This is a genomic window from Bacillus sp. CGMCC 1.16541, assembly GCF_003184905.1.
GTDB lineage: Bacteria > Bacillota > Bacilli > Bacillales > Bacillaceae_H > Priestia.
The window spans coordinates 276582-292683 of the sequence record NZ_QFRU01000005.1 but is presented as its reverse complement, the minus strand read 5'-3'; the positions used below and the strand labels follow the sequence as shown (position 1 = coordinate 292683).

Here is a 16102-nt window from a genome sequence, read left to right as displayed (position 1 = left end):
GACGCAAGCCCCCACTTCAAACAGCTCGCAAGAGCGTTAAGTGGCGGGTAGTTGACTCTTCCATCTTATCTGATGAAACATCTCCATCTATATAAGGAGTATAGGGGTGTTACTCTTGCAAAAAAGTAATTGGATTTTATTTTTTATTTTGCTAGGATTAAGTTTTGTTTGGGGTTTGATTTATTGGATGTTTATTGCTTAGATAAAGAGGTGTTTCGCTTTTCGTACATATGTTGATAATAGTAGACAAATTTTGTATGATAAAGTTAATCATTACGTAAAGTCCTTAATCAAACATAGGTAAATGTAAAGAACTTCAATTGTAGGAAAGTTTGTATAACAAGGGAGAAACTTATGCTTATACGCTACAAAAGAAACTATGAAAAGATTGCAATGGGCCTTCTGTCATTTATGCCAGATGAGAAAGATTTAAAGAAATTGCAACTAACAATTAAAGAATATGAGCAAAACGATCACTGGCAATTGTATTTGTGGAAGCATGAAGAAGACATTATTGGAATTATTGGTATCACAACTGTGAATGAAACCTTAATTGAAATTCAACATGTTAGTGTCAACCCGTCACACCGTCATCAAGGAATTGGTAAGATGATGATGAAAGCCATTCGAGACATGTATCGAAATGCAGAAGTGCGTCCTAGTGAATTAGTAGCACCATTCTTTGAAAAGTGTGAATTAGATCAAAAATAAACAACAGGCTTTATGCTAAATTTTTAGCAAAGCCTGTTGTTTTGTTTTTTTAGTAAATTTAATTGTCGCTCTGCAATTACATCACTTCGGTCTCGAAGTGTATGACGATTATTAACAAGCATTGTATTTGTTAAATCAGAGTTAGACCACCAAATGATGTTTTTTTCGCTACTTCGATTCATACATAATGTCAAGAGAGTCTCGTCTTCAATCGGTAGGTATAGACTTTTGTATGCTTGATTTTTTTCGATTAAAGATAGCCGCTCTTTTAAAATGAGAAAAAGTGAGTGATGGTTAAGTCCTAGTCTTGATACGTCTTCCAATTCTTGTTCGAGAATCGAAATGGCACTTTTGAGCATCCGATAAGCTCCACCATAGTTGTTTCGACGCTGATGATATAAGCTAACAGCTAATTGAATAAGCCCAACCCATATTTTTTTTCGTTCTGTTTCTTTCCAATACTCTTCAAGGATTTCGTGACATTCAAAATAGTCACGATCTCCATGGAAGTGAACAAGGTAATCAATATAGGGTTGTGGATACATGGTCATCGTTCCTTTCTTACAGTACTGTAAGTCATTTTATATGTAGTGTATCATAAATGAGAAAAGTGTTCAGAGATCGCTGAACACTTTTAGTGAAAATTAAAATAAACATGCACAACCGACAAGAACTAATAAAATAAATAATACAACGATTAATGCAAAACCGTTACCGTAACCGCAAGCTTTATCACCCACAGAAATTCCTCCTTTAGGCACCCATTTTTAATTACAATCTCATTTTATGTTTCATGTATATAATTGTTTGGGCGAAAGGCTTACTTTCATACTTTTTCCTTGAATTTATTATTGGACATGGCTACGTAATGTTCTATACTAATGAAAGGTATAAAAATTGGAATGGTAAAGTGTTGGTGAGATGATGGAGTATAGTGTGAAGGTTGATGCGTTTGAAGGACCACTTGACCTTTTGTTGCATTTAATAAATCGATTTGAAATTGATATTTATGATATTCCCGTTGCTCAAATTACTGAGCAATATATGATGTATATTCATACAATGACAGAGCTTCAATTGGATGTAGCAAGTGAGTACTTAGTTGTAGCAGCGACACTGTTGCAAATTAAGAGCAAAATGCTTCTTCCTAAATATGAAGAAGAAATGATTGATGAGTTTGATGAATTTCAAGAGGAAGAGGATCCTCGTGAAGAGTTAATGAAGCAATTAATTGAATATCGAAAGTTTAAGGAAGCTGCTCAAGAGTTAAAACAATTAGAAGAGAATAGAAGTCATGTTTATACAAAATTACCTACTGTATTAACCTCTGTTCAAGAGCAGCAACAAGATAGTAAGCAAGATATGGATATTTCATTTTATGATATGCTAAGTGCTTTTCAAAAATTAATGAAGCGTAAGCAACTTCAAAAACCAATACGTGCAACGATTAATCGACAAGATATACCGATTGAAAAGCGTATGGATGAAATTATACTGGAACTAAAAGCAATGAAAGGGAAAAAAAACTTTTTTCAATTATTTCCTTATCATGAGCGAAACCATGTTGTTGTGACGTTCTTAGCTGTGTTAGAGCTAATGAAAGGTAATAAAATTGTGGTTGAACAAGAAAGTAATTTTGAAGATTTATATGTATCTTATCAAGAAAAGAGTGAATCGTGATGAGCAAGCCTAATTGGAAAGCTGTCGTTGAAGGTCTCTTGTTTGTGGCAGGAGATGAAGGGCTTTCTATTAAACAATTGAAAGATACCCTTGAAATTAGCGAAGAAGAGGTTCGAGCGACAATAGCTGAATTAAAAGAGAGTTATAAGGGTGAAGAAAAAGGAATTGATATTTTAGAAATTGCTAATGTTTATCAGTTAACAACAAAGAAGGAAATTTCCGACTATGTGAAGAAGTTAATGGATGAGCCAATTCATCAATCTTTGTCTCAAGCCGCCCTAGAAACATTAGCTATTGTAGCGTACCGTCAACCTATTACACGAGCAGAGATTGAAGAAATTAGAGGAGTCAAAACAGAGCGTCCTTTGCAAACATTAGTTGGAAAAGCTTTAGTCAAAGAGGTAGGAAGAGCTGAAGGAGCCGGAAGAGCAATTTTGTATGGTACAACAAATGAGTTCCTTAATCACTTTGGTCTCAAAACCATTGAAGAGTTGCCGCCACTACCTGAGGATATAGCGACTGATAACAGTGAACATGAAGCTGACTTGTTCTTTCAAAACTTTCAAGAGTAAACACTAATTCACCGCACATAGTTATAGGTTACAAAAAATATAACTATGTATAAGTACAGTGAATGTAACGCAATGGGGGGAATAGAAAAGTGGGAAATACAATTGTTAAGTCACAGTTAGAACTAGTGGAACAAAAACTGTCTATTTCAAAAGAAGTGTTAAATACTTTTTTGAATAACCACACTCTTGTCTCTTTACAGCATGAACAAAAAGAAAGCGTAGAAACATATGAGTTAGTCTTATCTAACCTTAGACGACTGGCTGTTTTTTGTGAAGAAGGTCTTGATACGTGTCATGTCATTACTCATACTGAACCTTTCCGAAAAGCAGCTGCAGAAAAAGCACTTTATCGCATTTATCATCAATGTATCGAAGAATTCTTTAATCCTAGAAATGATTTGTGGTATGAAGATAGTCGATCAGCTTATACAGGACGTAATTCGATAAAGTATCGGTTCATGCCACCAGCGTCTATCTTAACATTAGTACGGTCACTAGAAAGTGACTTTCAGCAAATGCGTGAAGAATTACAGTTTTATGAAACAGACTATGTAACAAAGATGAAGCAATCTCAATAAAAGTGTTCATCAATCACCCATCTTCGTTTCCCTACATAAAGAGTCAACACTGTTAATGGTGTTGGCTTTTTTATTCAAAAAAAAAATTCCCTCTTGATTTTACCTTTATTTTACCTTTAAAGTAAATTTTATGATAATAGATAGTCTTTATTGCCTATATCTTAAATAGGAACGTATTTTAGAAAAGATACGCACAATTATCATCCTTTATAAGTGATGTCAATTCTAAAATTAAAGTTCATAACCTTCAGAGACAAGCATACACTTGTACAAATAGACAAAGGGACGGGGATGGGATGAAACGTAATAGTAAATGGATTGCTTACATAATCATCGTCAGTATATGCTTTCATATATTTCCTTATCAACCAACTGCGAATGGAAATGTTAGTGCGCACAATGCGGTGCTAATCGAACAGCAATCTGGGCGTGTTCTATATGATAAAGGAGCACATGAAAAGCAAAGAATTGCTAGTATCACAAAGATTATGACAGCTATCTTAGCAATCGAGTCTGGGAAAATTGATGAAGTCGTAAAAGTTGGACCTAATGCTGTAGGGGTAGAAGGGTCCTCGCTATATCTAGTAGAAGGTGAAAAAATAAAGTTAAAAGACCTTGTGTATGGTCTTATGTTACGATCTGGAAATGATTCAGCTGTAGCAATTGCTGAAGCTGTTGGTGGAAGTGTAGACGGGTTTGTTTATTTAATGAACCAAAAAGCAGAAGAGATTGGAATGACAAACTCACATTTTGCCAATCCACATGGCTTAGATGATCATGAAGATCATTTTTCAACTGCTTACGATATGGCCATTCTTACTCGGTATGCGATGCAAAATGAAATCTTCAAAGAAGTTTCAGGTACAAAACTTTATCGCATGCCGCATCCTGAAGAAAAATGGGATCGTGTTTGGAAAAATAAAAACAAATTATTAACAAACTTGTATCCTTATGCGACTGGGGGGAAAACAGGCTATACAAAGCGAGCAAAAAGAACGCTTGTTACAACCGCGTCTAAAGATGGTTTGGATTTAATTGCTGTAACTCTTAATGCTCCAGGTGACTGGAATGACCATATTTCAATGTACGAGTCTGCTTTTTCGTCTTATAAGTTAGTGAAAGTTGTGAAAGAAGGAGAATTTACAGGTGTTAACAATCCATATTATGAGGATAAATTATATATAAAACGAGATGTACTATACCCTCTGCAAGAAGATGAAAAGACAAACATTCAGTTAGAAGCAAAGCTGTTAAAGCCTAGTGATAAATGGAAAGATGATGCATCTACTCCTAATATTGTAGGGAGGTTAAGTGTCTCTTATAATGGTGAAATCATTGAAAGTATTCCCGTCTATTTTAAAAAGGGTATAGGGGATGGTGAAAGTGGTTTTTGGAATAAATTAAAAGGACTAATGTTCTCGTTTTTAGGAGTAAACACACATGGTTAATATCATTTGGGTGATGTTGACCATTATTGGTTTAGTGTTTGCAGTCATTAATGGGCGCGTGGAAGAAGTGAATAAAGCAATCTTTCAAGGAGCAGGAGAAGCTGTAACAATTAGCATTGGTTTAATTAGTATTTTAGTATTTTGGCTAGGGATTATGAATATTGCGCAACAAGCGGGGTTACTTGATAAATTAGCTCGTTTATTCCGTCCAGTCATTACAAAATTATTTCCTGATATCCCAAAAGACCACCCAGCAATTGGATATATCTTATCAAATATGATGGCTAATATGTTTGGTCTTGGAAATGCAGCAACACCTTTAGGAATTAAGGCAATGGAGCAGTTAAAGAAATTAAACAATAATAAGGATGAAGCTAGTCGGTCAATGATTACATTGCTAGCCATTAACACATCTAGTTTAACATTAATTCCGACAACAGTGATTGCCCTTCGTATCACGTATGATTCAGCGAACCCTGCAGAAATTGTAGGCACAACATTGCTCGCTACCATTTGTTCAACATTAGGTGCTATTCTCTTTGATCGCTACTTCTATTATCGGAGGATGCAAAAAGGAGGGAAACGTAGATGAGTGTTGTGAATCAAGTTTCATTGTTGTTGATTCCACTCATAATAGGTGTGATTTTAGTATATGGTACGTACAAAAAAGTGCCCACATATGAATCATTTGTTGAAGGTGGCAAAGACGGAATTCAAATTGCACTATCTATTATCCCTTACCTAGTCGGCATGTTAGTGGCAATTGCTATATTCCGTGCGTCGGGTGCACTTGAATTCTTTTTATCTCTAATGAGACCTGCTTTAGAAGCAATCGGTGTACCTGCAGAAATCGTACCACTCGCGCTCATTCGACCAATATCAGGAACAGCAGCTTTAGGGATCACAACGGATCTCATTTCGACATATGGACCGGATTCATTCATTGGCCGATTAGCGTCGACCATGCAAGGTAGCACAGATACAACGTTTTATATTTTAACTGTTTACTTTGGAGCAATCGGGATTAAGAAAATGGGAGATGCGGTTAAAGTTGGGCTGCTTGCTGATCTTGTAGGTGTTGTAGCGTCTATTATTGTTGTTACACTCATTTTTGGAACGATGTAACGAATCAATTAACAGAATATTCTTTTGGAAGTGCAGCCTACAGAGGTTGTGCTTTTTTCATTTGTGAGACACTTGTGTATTTGATAGTAAAGAAGTAAGATGTTACAAGAGGTGAAGTACAAATGGAACGATTACAAAAAGTGATTGCACATGCAGGAGTTGCATCAAGAAGAAAAGCAGAAGAATTAATTGGACAAGGTCGAGTAAAAGTAAATGGTCAAGTAACAAAAGAGCTTGGTACTAAAGTAGGGAATCAAGACAAGATTGAAGTAGATGGTGTTCCTCTTGAACGTGAAGAACCTGTATATTTCTTATTATATAAACCGCGTGGTATTATCTCAGCTGCTAACGACGATAAGGGGCGTAAAACAGTTGTGGATTTCTTTCCATACACAGAAGAACGCATCTATCCAATTGGTCGATTAGACTATGAGACATCAGGCCTTATTTTATTAACGAATGATGGAGAATTCGCTAATTTATTGATGCATCCTAAATACAAAATTGAAAAAACGTATGTGGCAAAAATAAAAGGTATTCCATTGCGTGAAAAAATTAAACAACTGCAAAAAGGGGTTGTATTAGAAGACGGAAAGACAGCTCCTGCTAAAGTAAAAGTGTTGTCTATCGATAAACGCAAACAAACAGCGATTGTCGAATTAGTGATTCATGAAGGGAAGAACCGTCAAGTTCGCCGTATGCTAGAAGCGATTGGTCACCCTGTTTTGAAATTAAAACGTGAGCGTTATGCATTCTTAGACTTGCGTGGTCTTAATGCAGGAGAAGCTCGAGAATTATCATCACATGAAGTGAAACAACTATATTCTATGGCGCAAACTGGTAAATAATTCTTTACCAGTTTGTGTCACATAACCTTCATAATATTTTCAACATTTGTATAGTGAAAAAATGATATAATTGGTACGAAAAAATTTTTGAGAACGTTTTAGAGAGGTTGAAACAATGAAGAATAAGCGTTTGCTCATGAGAACCATCATTTTATCCGTACTATTAGCAGCGCTAGGGTACACGCTGTACGTAAATTTCTTTACCGACAAACAAAAAATAACCGTTGGAGACCAAGCTCCTGATTTCGTCCTAACAGATTTACAAGGACAACAACATCAGTTATCCGACTATAAGGGGAAAGGTATCTTCTTAAACTTTTGGGGAACGTGGTGTAAGCCATGTGAACGAGAAATGCCTGTCATGGAACAGCAATATAACTTATATAAAGATCAAGGTGTTGAAATTATAGCTGTCAATAATGATGAGACAAACGTAGCTGTTCAACAGTTTGTCAATCGCTATAAGTTGTCATTTCCTGTTGTTATTGACCGTGGAGCCCAAGTAATAAATGCCTATGGAGTAGGTCCATTACCGACAACTTTTTTAATTAATCCAGATGGTAAAGTGGTAGATGTGTTTATCGGAGGACTTGATGAAAAGAAAATCAATGAGTATATGGAAATGATCAAACCGTAGGGAGTTTTGGCAATGAAACAGGTAAAATGTGAATGTGGTCATGTAAACCCGCACGGTACCGTTTTATGTGAGTCGTGTGGGAAGCCCATAGAAGAAGATGTGACATCTAAAACAGTATTAGATATGAGGTACGAAGGAAGTGCAAGGCGTTCACAAACGTATAACAAGACAGTAATTGATAAAATATGGAACTTTTTTTCGTCTGTAAAAGTAGGTGTATGGCTCATTGTCGTTACACTTATTGCATCAGCGCTAGGAACGATTTATCCACAAGAAATGTACATACCTCCCACTGCTTCTCCAAGTGAACACTATGAAACTACGTATGGATGGACTGGGAAACTATATTATGAATTAGGATTCCATGACCTGTATGGTTCATGGTGGTACATGATTTTAATTGCGTCAATTGGTATCTCACTTGTTATCTGTAGTTTAGACCGTGTGATACCGTTACATCGTGCATTAAAACAACAAAATCCTAAAAAACACCCTAACTTCTTAAAACGTCAACGTCTTGTTAGTGTGACAAAAGAGTGGACCGAAGCTGATTATAACAAGGTGAAAGAATCGTTAAAAAAGAAGCGCTATCACATCTTTGAAGAAAACGGTAACATTCTTGCAGAGAAAGGTCGTTTTTCACGATGGGGTCCATATGTCAATCATATTGGTCTTATTATCTTCTTAATTGGAGCGATGTTGCGATTTGTTCCCGGCATGTATGTGGATGAAGTGCTATGGCTTCGAGAAGGTGAGACAAAAGTTGTACCAGGAACAGAAGGACAATACTATCTGAAAAATGAACAGTTTAAAGTTGAGATGTACAACAAAGACGAATCGAAAGAAGTTTTTGAAGATGCAATTAATCGTGTTGGAGATGGTGCTGTTGTTCGAAACTATCAAGCGGACGTGACCCTATACGAACGTCAAGGTGAAATCGTACATGGGGCAGAACCTGAGCTTAAAAAATTAAAAGATTATGAGATTCGAGTCAATCAACCTCTTAAACATGAAGGTTACGCCATGTATCAAGTAGACTATAAGTTAAACGAATTCAGTGCGATGTCATTCAATTTAGTAAATAAAGCATCAAACGAATCATTTGGAAATTTAAAGGTGGATTTGCATAACCCTCAAAAGAAGTATGACCTAGGAAAAGGACACGAAGTGGAGTTAGTAAGTTATTTCCCAGATTTCTTTTTTGATAGTGATGGTAACCCAAATACGAAAACGAGAATACCGAACAATCCAGCTTTTGTATTTAAAATGATAACGCCTTCTAAACCAGAAGGTGAGGTTGCGTTTGTAGCGATTCGTGAAAATCTTGAACCACTCGGAGAAAACGAATACAAAATGTCGTTTGCTGGGGTTGAAACGAAGAATGTAACAGGTCTAACCGTTAGAAAAGACTTAACATTATGGATTTTAGGCTTAGGTGGAGCTATCTTTATGATTGGTGTAATTCAAGGTATGTATTGGAATCATCGTCGCTTATGGATTCAACGAGTTGATAACGATATATGGTTAGCCGCTCATACGAATAAAAATTGGTATGGCCTAAGAAATGAATTAAATAAAACGTTAACTGGTACATCATTTACAGAATTAGAGGATCAAGTTCAGCAAGAAAAGGAACATGTTAAGGAGGTTTAATGGTGGATCTAGCTAGTTTAAGTAGTAATCTATTATATACAGCATTTATTGCGTATTTATTCGCAACGTTCTTTTTTGGTGGTTCGATTCGTGATAAACGAAGTTCACAAAATATAAGTAAATGGGCAACATTAGGTATTATCGTCACAATTGTTGGGTTTGTCGCACAGTTAGGTTATTTTATTACAAGATGGATAGCTGCAGGACATGCTCCTGTTAGTAATTTATTCGAATTTACAACATTTTTTGGCATGATGCTTGTTGGAGCATTCATTGGGATTTACTTTATTTATAAACTAAATGCACTCGGGTTGTTTGCATTACCTGTCGCTCTTTTAATCATTGCCTATGCAAGCATGTTTCCAAGAGATATTTCACCACTGATTCCAGCTTTGCAAACACATTGGTTATACATTCATGTAATTACAACAGCAACTGGACAAGCCATTCTAGCCGTTAGCTTTATCGCTGCACTAATTTATTTAATCAAATCAGTTGATCAAACAAAAAAGACGAAAAAAACATTTTGGTTAGAGTTTATTATTTATAGTTTAGTTAGTACGCTTGCGTTTATTTTAATAACAATGACGTTTAGTGCAATGAAGTATGAAGCACAGTTTAATTGGATTGATAAAAATGAGCAACAAGCACAAATAACATATGAATTACCTGTTTTAATAGGGCCACATCAAGGTGAGTTGTTAACAGAAGGAGCAATGAAACCTTTCTTGGAGGTTCCGGCCATTATTAATGCTCAAAATTTAAATACGCTAGTTTGGTCGTTAGCAGGTGGGCTTGTTTTATATGGCTTGTTACGTTTGATTTTACGTCGACGAATTGGAGAGGCATTACAACCACTCGTAAAAAAGGCAAACTTAGATTTAGTTGATGAAATTAGTTACCGTTCAGTAGCAATTGGGTTTCCAGTGTTCACATTAGGTGGGTTAATTTTTGCGATGATTTGGGCACAGATTGCTTGGACTCGATTTTGGGGCTGGGATCCTAAAGAAGTATGGGCTCTTATTACATGGCTTTTCTATGCAGCATTTTTACATTTGCGTTTATCAAAAGGGTGGCACGGTGAGCGATCAGCATGGCTAGCAGTCGTTGGTTTTGCTATCATTATGTTTAACCTAGTCGTTGTAAACTTAGTAATTGCTGGTTTACACTCTTATGCATAAGAAGTAACACGGGATACAAAACCTGCCTGATTTCATCCACTACAAGCAATGGATTGATTGGCAGGTTTTTTTACTCATACAGCGTTCTCTTATATGGCTCTTTTTTAAAATGCTATTTTAATGTGGTTTCGTGAAAATTAACTACGTTCATACTTATTAAATAGCTACAAGATTTACGATATCAGCTTTTAAAATTCCCTTATTTACGTAGGGGACATTCTCTTTTATTTTCATGAAAATACCGATAGAATGGTAAGTAGAAGCGTACTATCGTTAGGAGGATACGAAGATGCAAAATGAAGCGAAGCTTTTAATTGTGGATGACGAAGAAAGAATTAGAAGACTATTAAAGATGTATTTAGAAAAAGAAGGATATGAGATTGAAGAAGCTGAAGATGGAGATGAAGCACTAGATAAAGCGTTAAATAATGAGTATGACTTAATTCTACTAGACATTATGATGCCAGGGAAAGACGGCATTGAAGTTTGTAAATATATTCGTGAAAAGAAAGCGACGCCGATTATCATGTTAACAGCAAAAGGAGAAGAAGCGAATCGTGTACAAGGATTTGAAGTGGGAACAGACGATTACATTGTTAAACCTTTTAGTCCAAGAGAAGTGATTTTGCGCGTTAAAGCATTGCTGCGACGTTCGTCACCGACTAGCTATTTAACGACAGATACAAGTGCGAAGAACTTAATTGTGTTTCCGCATTTAGTAATCGACAATGATGCGCATCGTGTAACAGCAGATGGTGAAGAAGTAAGTTTGACTCCAAAAGAGTATGAACTACTTTGTTTTTTAGCTAAGACGCCAGATAAAGTATATGATCGTGAACAATTGTTGCGTGAAGTATGGCATTATGACTTTTTTGGGGACTTGAGAACGGTTGATACACACGTTAAACGACTTAGAGAAAAACTAAACCGAGTTTCACCTGCAGCTGCCAAAATGATTGTAACCGTATGGGGAGTAGGCTATAAATTTGAGATTGGTGCTGAATAATGTTTTGGCGTAGCGTAGTAGGAAAACTGTGGTTTACAATTTTACTACTAGTATCGTTTGTGTTGTTTGTATTGACCATGCTGCTAATGCAATTTTTTGAAACGTTTTATTTGCAAGAGTCAGAAAATCATTTAACAAAAACAGCTTCAAAGATTGCAAAAATTGTGGAAGAGACTGAAGATGAGCAATTAGGTTTATCAATTGCTCGTGAATTAGTAGATACGAGTGATATGCTCATTATAAAAGGAAATCAGTCGTATTGGCATTCGCCAAAAGATCATTGGTACGAAAAAGATACCATGATGGCATTAGTTGAAAAGGATGAAGATTTAAAAAAAGTTTTGACACAAGGTGAACTTGTAAAAAAACGTAACGATTTAAGCAACAATACTAGTAGTAAAGATTCAATTATCTATATTGTAGGTGTACCATTTCAGTCTCGTGACGGTCAAAGCGCTGTGTATATCTATCAGCCTTTATCAGAGATAGAAGAACCTGCAAAATATACAACAAAGTTCATTTTTCTAGCCGCGGGAATTGCTATTATTTTAACAACTATCTTCGCGTTTTTCCTATCGACTAGAATTACAGCACCTTTACGAAAAATGAAACAAGCAGCTTTTGAAGTGGCCAAAGGAAATTTTGACACAAAAGTTCCCATTTTAACACATGATGAAATTGGAGAGCTTGCCATTGCTTTTAATCAAATGGGGAGGCAATTAAAATTTAATATTAATGCACTCAGTCAAGAGAAAGAGCAGCTTTCAAGCATCTTGAGTAGTATGGCAGATGGAGTCATTACATTTAATCGTGATGGAGCGATGTTAATCACAAACCCCCCAGCAGAACACTTTTTACGAGCATGGTATTATGAGCAAGGAATGGATAATAAGAATGTTTCAGAGCTTCCTTCAAAAGTATCTCACTTATTTCAAGAAGTTGTAAAAAGTGAAGAAGAACAAAGTACAGAAGTGACCATTCAAGGGAGAACGTGGGTTATTTTAATGTCTCCTCTTTATAATCAAACAAAAATTCGTGGAGCCGTAGCCGTATTAAGAGATATGTCAGAAGAAAGAAAGTTAGACAAGTTACGAAAAGATTTTATTGCGAATGTTTCACACGAACTGCGTACACCTATTGCAATGTTACAGGGGTATAGTGAAGCGATTATCGACGATATTGCAAGTACGGATGAAGAGAAAAAAGAAATTGCAAAAGTCATTCATGATGAGTCGCTTCGAATGGGAAGACTGGTTAACGAATTACTTGATTTAGCTCGTATGGAAGCTGGACATGTCCAGCTTCATGCTGAGTATATAGACATCATGGAGTTTACCGAGCGAGTTTTACGTAAGTTTCAAGGGTTGGCGAAGGATAAACATATTCACTTGAGACTAAATAGTACGGTAAAAGAAGAAAAGCCAATTCTTTTGGATCCAGATCGGATTGAGCAAGTGTTAACAAATTTAATTGACAATGCTATTCGTCATACAGATGAAGGTGGAGAAGTTGCTTTACAGTTAGAAAGTACAGATCATGAACTTCGTTTAGCAGTAAAAGACACAGGCGTCGGGATTCCTCAAGAAGACTTGCCATTTGTATTTGAACGCTTCTACAAAGCAGATAAAGCGAGAACGAGAGGAAAAGCGGGAACAGGTCTAGGCTTAGCCATCGCCAAGAATATTGTAGAAGCTCATGATGGATTAATGAGTGTTCATAGTATTTTAAATGAAGGAACGACATTTTCCATTACATTACCTCGAAAACAGCATAATGATGACGAATAATCTTGTTTCATACGAAACATATAGAAAGTAAAAATTCGGTGGAGATAAACGTCCACCGAATTTTTACTTTCTAATAGATTGAAATCCCTTATAATGAGAGGGAATGTGTATGCAGTCATGGAACTTCCTCATTAAGTACTCATATTGTGATTCATTGAAGGGAAAATCAAGAAAATAAAAATGAAAACGTAATGTAACGTTTTGGTGGCTAGATACGACTATATAAATAGGAGTAGGAGGGAAATTTTTTGAATCCAGCTTTTCATCACCTATATGAAAAATATCATCAAGATGTTTTTCAATTTTTAGTGTATATGATACGAGATCGTGATCAAGCGGAAGATCTTGTTCAAGAAGTATATATAAGAGTGTTCAAGTCATATGATCGGTTTGAAGGAAAGAGTCATGAAAAAACATGGTTATTTTCAATTGCTCGAAACGTTGCCATTGATTTTTTAAGAAAACAAACGAGTTGGAAAAATAGAGTGATGAATCTGTTTGATTGGACATCCAATCAGCTTACAGACAATAACCTTCTGCCTGAAGAGGTTGCTATTCAAAGTGAAGAAGTTGCGATGATGTATCGATGTTTAGATACATGTACGGTAGATCAACGTTCAGTTGTTATTTTACGTTATATTCAATCGTTGTCAATTCAAGAAACAGCAGCGATCTTAGGGTGGACGGAGAGCAAAGTGAAAACAACGCAACACCGTGCTATTCAAGCTTTACGTAAAGAAATGACAAGATTAGCTGAAAAGGAGGGGAGCAATAATGAACAAAGAAAAATGGAACGAAAAACAAATTGAAGAACTACTCTCGCAAATGCCAACCATTCGAGATGAACGAACACCTACACAAATTTATCAACAAACTGAACAGAAAATGTCAAAACCTCAAAAGAAACTTTGGCTAGTACCTAGTATCGCTTCAATAGCAGCTGTGTTCATTATTGTTGTAGTCTCTATGTCGTTTGTTCAACAACAAAATGTATATCATCAGTCGAGTGAACGTCCACTAAATGAATTACAACGCAAAGACGAAGCAACACCATATGAAAAGAAGTCAGAAGATAAAGAAGATCAGCCACAACTATTTGAGAGCAAAGAAGTAAATCCTTCACTGGCGGTTCAACCTTCGTTACAAAATCGAAATGAAAAATTCATTACAATTGGTATTCCCGATCCACAAGCTCAAATTGTTGTTCCTTTAACATATATTATCGATAAAAAAGAACCAATTACAGTAGAGGATATAAAAAGTATTTCTGAAACCGTCAATGAAGAGCAGTTAGGATTATCAGAAAATATGCTGGAAAAAGTACAACTAGTCGAATCAAAAGAGGGTGTAAAGGTAAGTGTACCAGAGGGATTTACGGCTAATTTAGGAGGGACAGGAGAGGTTGTCTTTCAACAGTCACTAGAAGAAACGTTTCGTTGGTTACCATTTGAAAAAGTCGAACTTTACTCAGGGGACACAAAAGGAGTGGAGTTTGGACACTTAGGAAAGTATGTTGAGATCTCACCTAATCCAGCTAAACAAAAAGGGTATATGACTTATCAACCGAGTGAATCACATCCAACTTATCTGGTTCCGACACCTCAACCCTTTGAAACAATCAATGCAGCTTTAGAAGTCATGAAGAAAGATAATGACACATACTTTTTAAAGGCTTCTATTCCAGAGGATATCAATATTCCTAAAGTAACAATTGAAAACGAAACAGTTATATACGAGTTTGATGCATCCGTTAACGAAAAAGAGATTGAATCTTTACGTTATATGCTCTATGCACTCATGTTTACCGCAAAAGACTTTGGTTATAAAGCCGTTCGCTTCAAAGGGTTTGCTAATCCTCAAATAGGGGAATTAAAGGTCGATGAGCTTCAAGAAACACCTGTTGCACCTAATGTAGTAGAGCCATAATGAATATTTTTACAAAAAATGGTCTATAAAAAATGCAATTTGCGTACAGTATATGTATGTATGAAACATACATAGGAGGCTGTACGTAATGCTTGATTTAGCTAGAAGGATTTTAGTTGTACTTATTATGGGACTTTGTATTGGTTTGCTTTTTGTTAGTGGGAAGATGGCAAAGGCCGAAGAGCAACAAAGTTGGCATTGGCCTGTAGATGGGGTTATGACCGATGTATTTGGCTCAAGAAATGAACAACATTACGGGATTGATATTGCGGCATCAATAGGTACGCCTGTTTATGCTGTTAGTAGCGGGACAGTAACGCGCTCTTATTATTCAGATACGTATGGACATGTTGTTTTTCTTGAACAAGACAATGGCTATGAAACCGTTTATGCACATTTGCATAAACGGTTTGTCACAGAAGGTGAACGTGTACAAGCTTCTCAACAAATTGGAGAAGTTGGCAACACAGGGCGTTCATCAGGAGCTCACTTACATTTTGAGGTACATAAAGGAACGTGGAACATTGAGAAATCAAATGCCATTAATCCGTTGATGGTTTTAGATCAAACAAAGCTTTATACCTATCTTACTGATGAAGTAACAGAAGTTGTGTTTAAGCAAGTACCTCAAACACAGGTATCACGTGTTGTTACAGTTCGTAAAGGTGATACACTTTGGAGTATTTCAAAAAAACATGACGTGACGGTTGAAGAGTTACAGAAGTTGAATCAATTGAGCTCTGATCTTCTCCATATTGGACAAGCACTGAAAGTACAAACAACTTTAACAAACTAAAAACCCGGTGCGGAAAAGATTTTATGAACACATTCTTTGCTTATAGTATTCAGTGGAAAATGACTGGATAGATAGGCAAGGGATGTTTTATTCTGTCTATTATGGAAAGTAAAGTTAGGGTGAAAAGTGAATAATCATTCATAAATTTTTAAAT

18 protein-coding genes are annotated in these 16102 nt (G+C 36.1%); 16 read left to right on the top strand and 2 right to left on the bottom strand.

Annotated elements, in window-relative coordinates:
* Positions 1-354 precede the first annotated feature (354 nt).
* Positions 355-711 carry a GNAT family N-acetyltransferase gene (locus DIS06_RS09480; RefSeq protein WP_110113021.1) on the top strand — a complete coding sequence of 119 codons (357 nt, stop codon included), beginning with the start codon at positions 355-357 and terminating at the stop codon, positions 709-711.
* A 23-nt stretch (positions 712-734) separates the two neighbouring features.
* Here DIS06_RS09480 and DIS06_RS09475 read toward each other — a convergent pair whose 3' ends face one another.
* Positions 735-1256, bottom strand: a complete 522-nt coding sequence (locus DIS06_RS09475) for a DUF309 domain-containing protein (RefSeq protein WP_110113020.1) — start codon at positions 1254-1256, stop codon at positions 735-737.
* Positions 1257-1355: 99 nt separating this feature from the next.
* Positions 1356-1451: a YjcZ family sporulation protein gene (locus DIS06_RS09470; protein WP_275425421.1), complete on the bottom strand. Its 96-nt coding sequence runs from the start codon at positions 1449-1451 to the stop codon at positions 1356-1358.
* Positions 1452-1635: 184 nt separating this feature from the next.
* On the opposite strand from DIS06_RS09470, the gene DIS06_RS09465 reads away from it, so the two are divergent.
* The 15 genes from DIS06_RS09465 (at position 1636) to DIS06_RS09395 (ending at position 15948) form a co-directional block, all read left to right on the top strand.
* Positions 1636-2391: a segregation/condensation protein A gene (locus tag DIS06_RS09465; protein WP_110113031.1), complete on the top strand. Its 756-nt coding sequence runs from the start codon at positions 1636-1638 to the stop codon at positions 2389-2391.
* A complete protein-coding gene (scpB, locus tag DIS06_RS09460; protein ID WP_110113018.1) occupies positions 2391-2963 on the top strand; it encodes an SMC-Scp complex subunit ScpB in 573 nt (190 codons plus the stop codon). Before DIS06_RS09465 ends, scpB begins: the two co-directional genes overlap by 1 nt.
* Positions 2964-3052: 89 nt before the next feature.
* Positions 3053-3541: a DUF3907 family protein gene (locus DIS06_RS09455; protein ID WP_110113017.1), complete on the top strand. Its 489-nt coding sequence runs from the start codon at positions 3053-3055 to the stop codon at positions 3539-3541.
* A 296-nt stretch (positions 3542-3837) separates the two neighbouring features.
* The gene (locus DIS06_RS09450; RefSeq protein ID WP_110113016.1) at positions 3838-4989 is read left to right on the top strand and encodes a D-alanyl-D-alanine carboxypeptidase family protein; all 1152 of its coding nucleotides are present in this window, start codon (positions 3838-3840) and stop codon (positions 4987-4989) included.
* On the top strand, positions 4982-5581 hold the full coding sequence (locus tag DIS06_RS09445; protein WP_110113015.1) for a nucleoside recognition domain-containing protein: 600 nt from the start codon (positions 4982-4984) through the stop codon (positions 5579-5581). The genes DIS06_RS09450 and DIS06_RS09445 overlap by 8 nt, the downstream gene beginning before the upstream one ends.
* Positions 5578-6114, top strand: coding sequence for a spore maturation protein (locus DIS06_RS09440; protein ID WP_110113014.1), 537 nt, complete (start codon positions 5578-5580; stop codon positions 6112-6114). The genes DIS06_RS09445 and DIS06_RS09440 overlap by 4 nt, the downstream gene beginning before the upstream one ends.
* Before the next feature lie 122 nt (positions 6115-6236).
* Positions 6237-6962 (top strand): pseudouridine synthase, encoded by a 726-nt coding sequence (locus DIS06_RS09435; RefSeq protein ID WP_110113013.1) that lies wholly within the window; start codon positions 6237-6239, stop codon positions 6960-6962.
* Between the two features lie 115 nt (positions 6963-7077).
* Complete coding sequence (gene resA, locus DIS06_RS09430) at positions 7078-7599, top strand: thiol-disulfide oxidoreductase ResA (protein WP_110113012.1); 522 nt, start codon at positions 7078-7080, stop codon at positions 7597-7599.
* Between the two features lie 12 nt (positions 7600-7611).
* Complete coding sequence (resB, locus tag DIS06_RS09425; protein ID WP_110113011.1) at positions 7612-9252, top strand: cytochrome c biogenesis protein ResB; 1641 nt, start codon at positions 7612-7614, stop codon at positions 9250-9252.
* Complete coding sequence (ccsB, locus tag DIS06_RS09420) at positions 9252-10433, top strand: c-type cytochrome biogenesis protein CcsB (protein ID WP_110113010.1); 1182 nt, start codon at positions 9252-9254, stop codon at positions 10431-10433. The genes resB and ccsB overlap by 1 nt, the downstream gene beginning before the upstream one ends.
* Before the next feature lie 289 nt (positions 10434-10722).
* Positions 10723-11439 carry a response regulator gene (locus DIS06_RS09415; RefSeq protein WP_110113009.1) on the top strand — a complete coding sequence of 239 codons (717 nt, stop codon included), beginning with the start codon at positions 10723-10725 and terminating at the stop codon, positions 11437-11439.
* Complete coding sequence (locus DIS06_RS09410) at positions 11439-13226, top strand: ATP-binding protein (RefSeq protein WP_110113008.1); 1788 nt, start codon at positions 11439-11441, stop codon at positions 13224-13226. The genes DIS06_RS09415 and DIS06_RS09410 overlap by 1 nt, the downstream gene beginning before the upstream one ends.
* Positions 13227-13474: 248 nt before the next feature.
* A complete protein-coding gene (sigX, locus tag DIS06_RS09405; RefSeq protein WP_110113007.1) occupies positions 13475-14035 on the top strand; it encodes an RNA polymerase sigma factor SigX in 561 nt (186 codons plus the stop codon).
* Entirely contained in the window at positions 14001-15152 is a 1152-nt protein-coding gene (locus DIS06_RS09400) for a hypothetical protein (RefSeq protein ID WP_110113006.1), read from the top strand. The genes sigX and DIS06_RS09400 overlap by 35 nt, the downstream gene beginning before the upstream one ends.
* An 88-nt stretch (positions 15153-15240) precedes the next feature.
* A complete protein-coding gene (locus DIS06_RS09395; RefSeq protein ID WP_110113005.1) occupies positions 15241-15948 on the top strand; it encodes a peptidoglycan DD-metalloendopeptidase family protein in 708 nt (235 codons plus the stop codon).
* The last annotated feature ends 154 nt before the right edge of the window (positions 15949-16102 follow it).

Bases quoted from the DNA above. Each gene is read 5' to 3' on its own strand.
- DIS06_RS09480 (WP_110113021.1), top strand. From the start codon at position 355: ATGCTTATACGCTACAAAAGAAACTATGAAAAGATTGCAATGGGCCTT.
- DIS06_RS09475 (WP_110113020.1), bottom strand. From the start codon at position 1,256: ATGTATCCACAACCCTATATTGATTACCTTGTTCACTTCCATGGAGAT.
- DIS06_RS09465 (WP_110113031.1), top strand. From the start codon at position 1,636: ATGGAGTATAGTGTGAAGGTTGATGCGTTTGAAGGACCACTTGACCTT.
- scpB (WP_110113018.1), top strand. From the start codon at position 2,391: ATGAGCAAGCCTAATTGGAAAGCTGTCGTTGAAGGTCTCTTGTTTGTG.
- DIS06_RS09450 (WP_110113016.1), top strand. From the start codon at position 3,838: ATGAAACGTAATAGTAAATGGATTGCTTACATAATCATCGTCAGTATA.
- DIS06_RS09445 (WP_110113015.1), top strand. From the start codon at position 4,982: ATGGTTAATATCATTTGGGTGATGTTGACCATTATTGGTTTAGTGTTT.
- DIS06_RS09440 (WP_110113014.1), top strand. From the start codon at position 5,578: ATGAGTGTTGTGAATCAAGTTTCATTGTTGTTGATTCCACTCATAATA.
- DIS06_RS09435 (WP_110113013.1), top strand. From the start codon at position 6,237: ATGGAACGATTACAAAAAGTGATTGCACATGCAGGAGTTGCATCAAGA.
- resA (WP_110113012.1), top strand. From the start codon at position 7,078: ATGAAGAATAAGCGTTTGCTCATGAGAACCATCATTTTATCCGTACTA.
- resB (WP_110113011.1), top strand. From the start codon at position 7,612: ATGAAACAGGTAAAATGTGAATGTGGTCATGTAAACCCGCACGGTACC.
- ccsB (WP_110113010.1), top strand. From the start codon at position 9,252: ATGGTGGATCTAGCTAGTTTAAGTAGTAATCTATTATATACAGCATTT.
- DIS06_RS09415 (WP_110113009.1), top strand. From the start codon at position 10,723: ATGCAAAATGAAGCGAAGCTTTTAATTGTGGATGACGAAGAAAGAATT.
- DIS06_RS09410 (WP_110113008.1), top strand. From the start codon at position 11,439: ATGTTTTGGCGTAGCGTAGTAGGAAAACTGTGGTTTACAATTTTACTA.
- DIS06_RS09400 (WP_110113006.1), top strand. From the start codon at position 14,001: ATGAACAAAGAAAAATGGAACGAAAAACAAATTGAAGAACTACTCTCG.
- DIS06_RS09395 (WP_110113005.1), top strand. From the start codon at position 15,241: ATGCTTGATTTAGCTAGAAGGATTTTAGTTGTACTTATTATGGGACTT.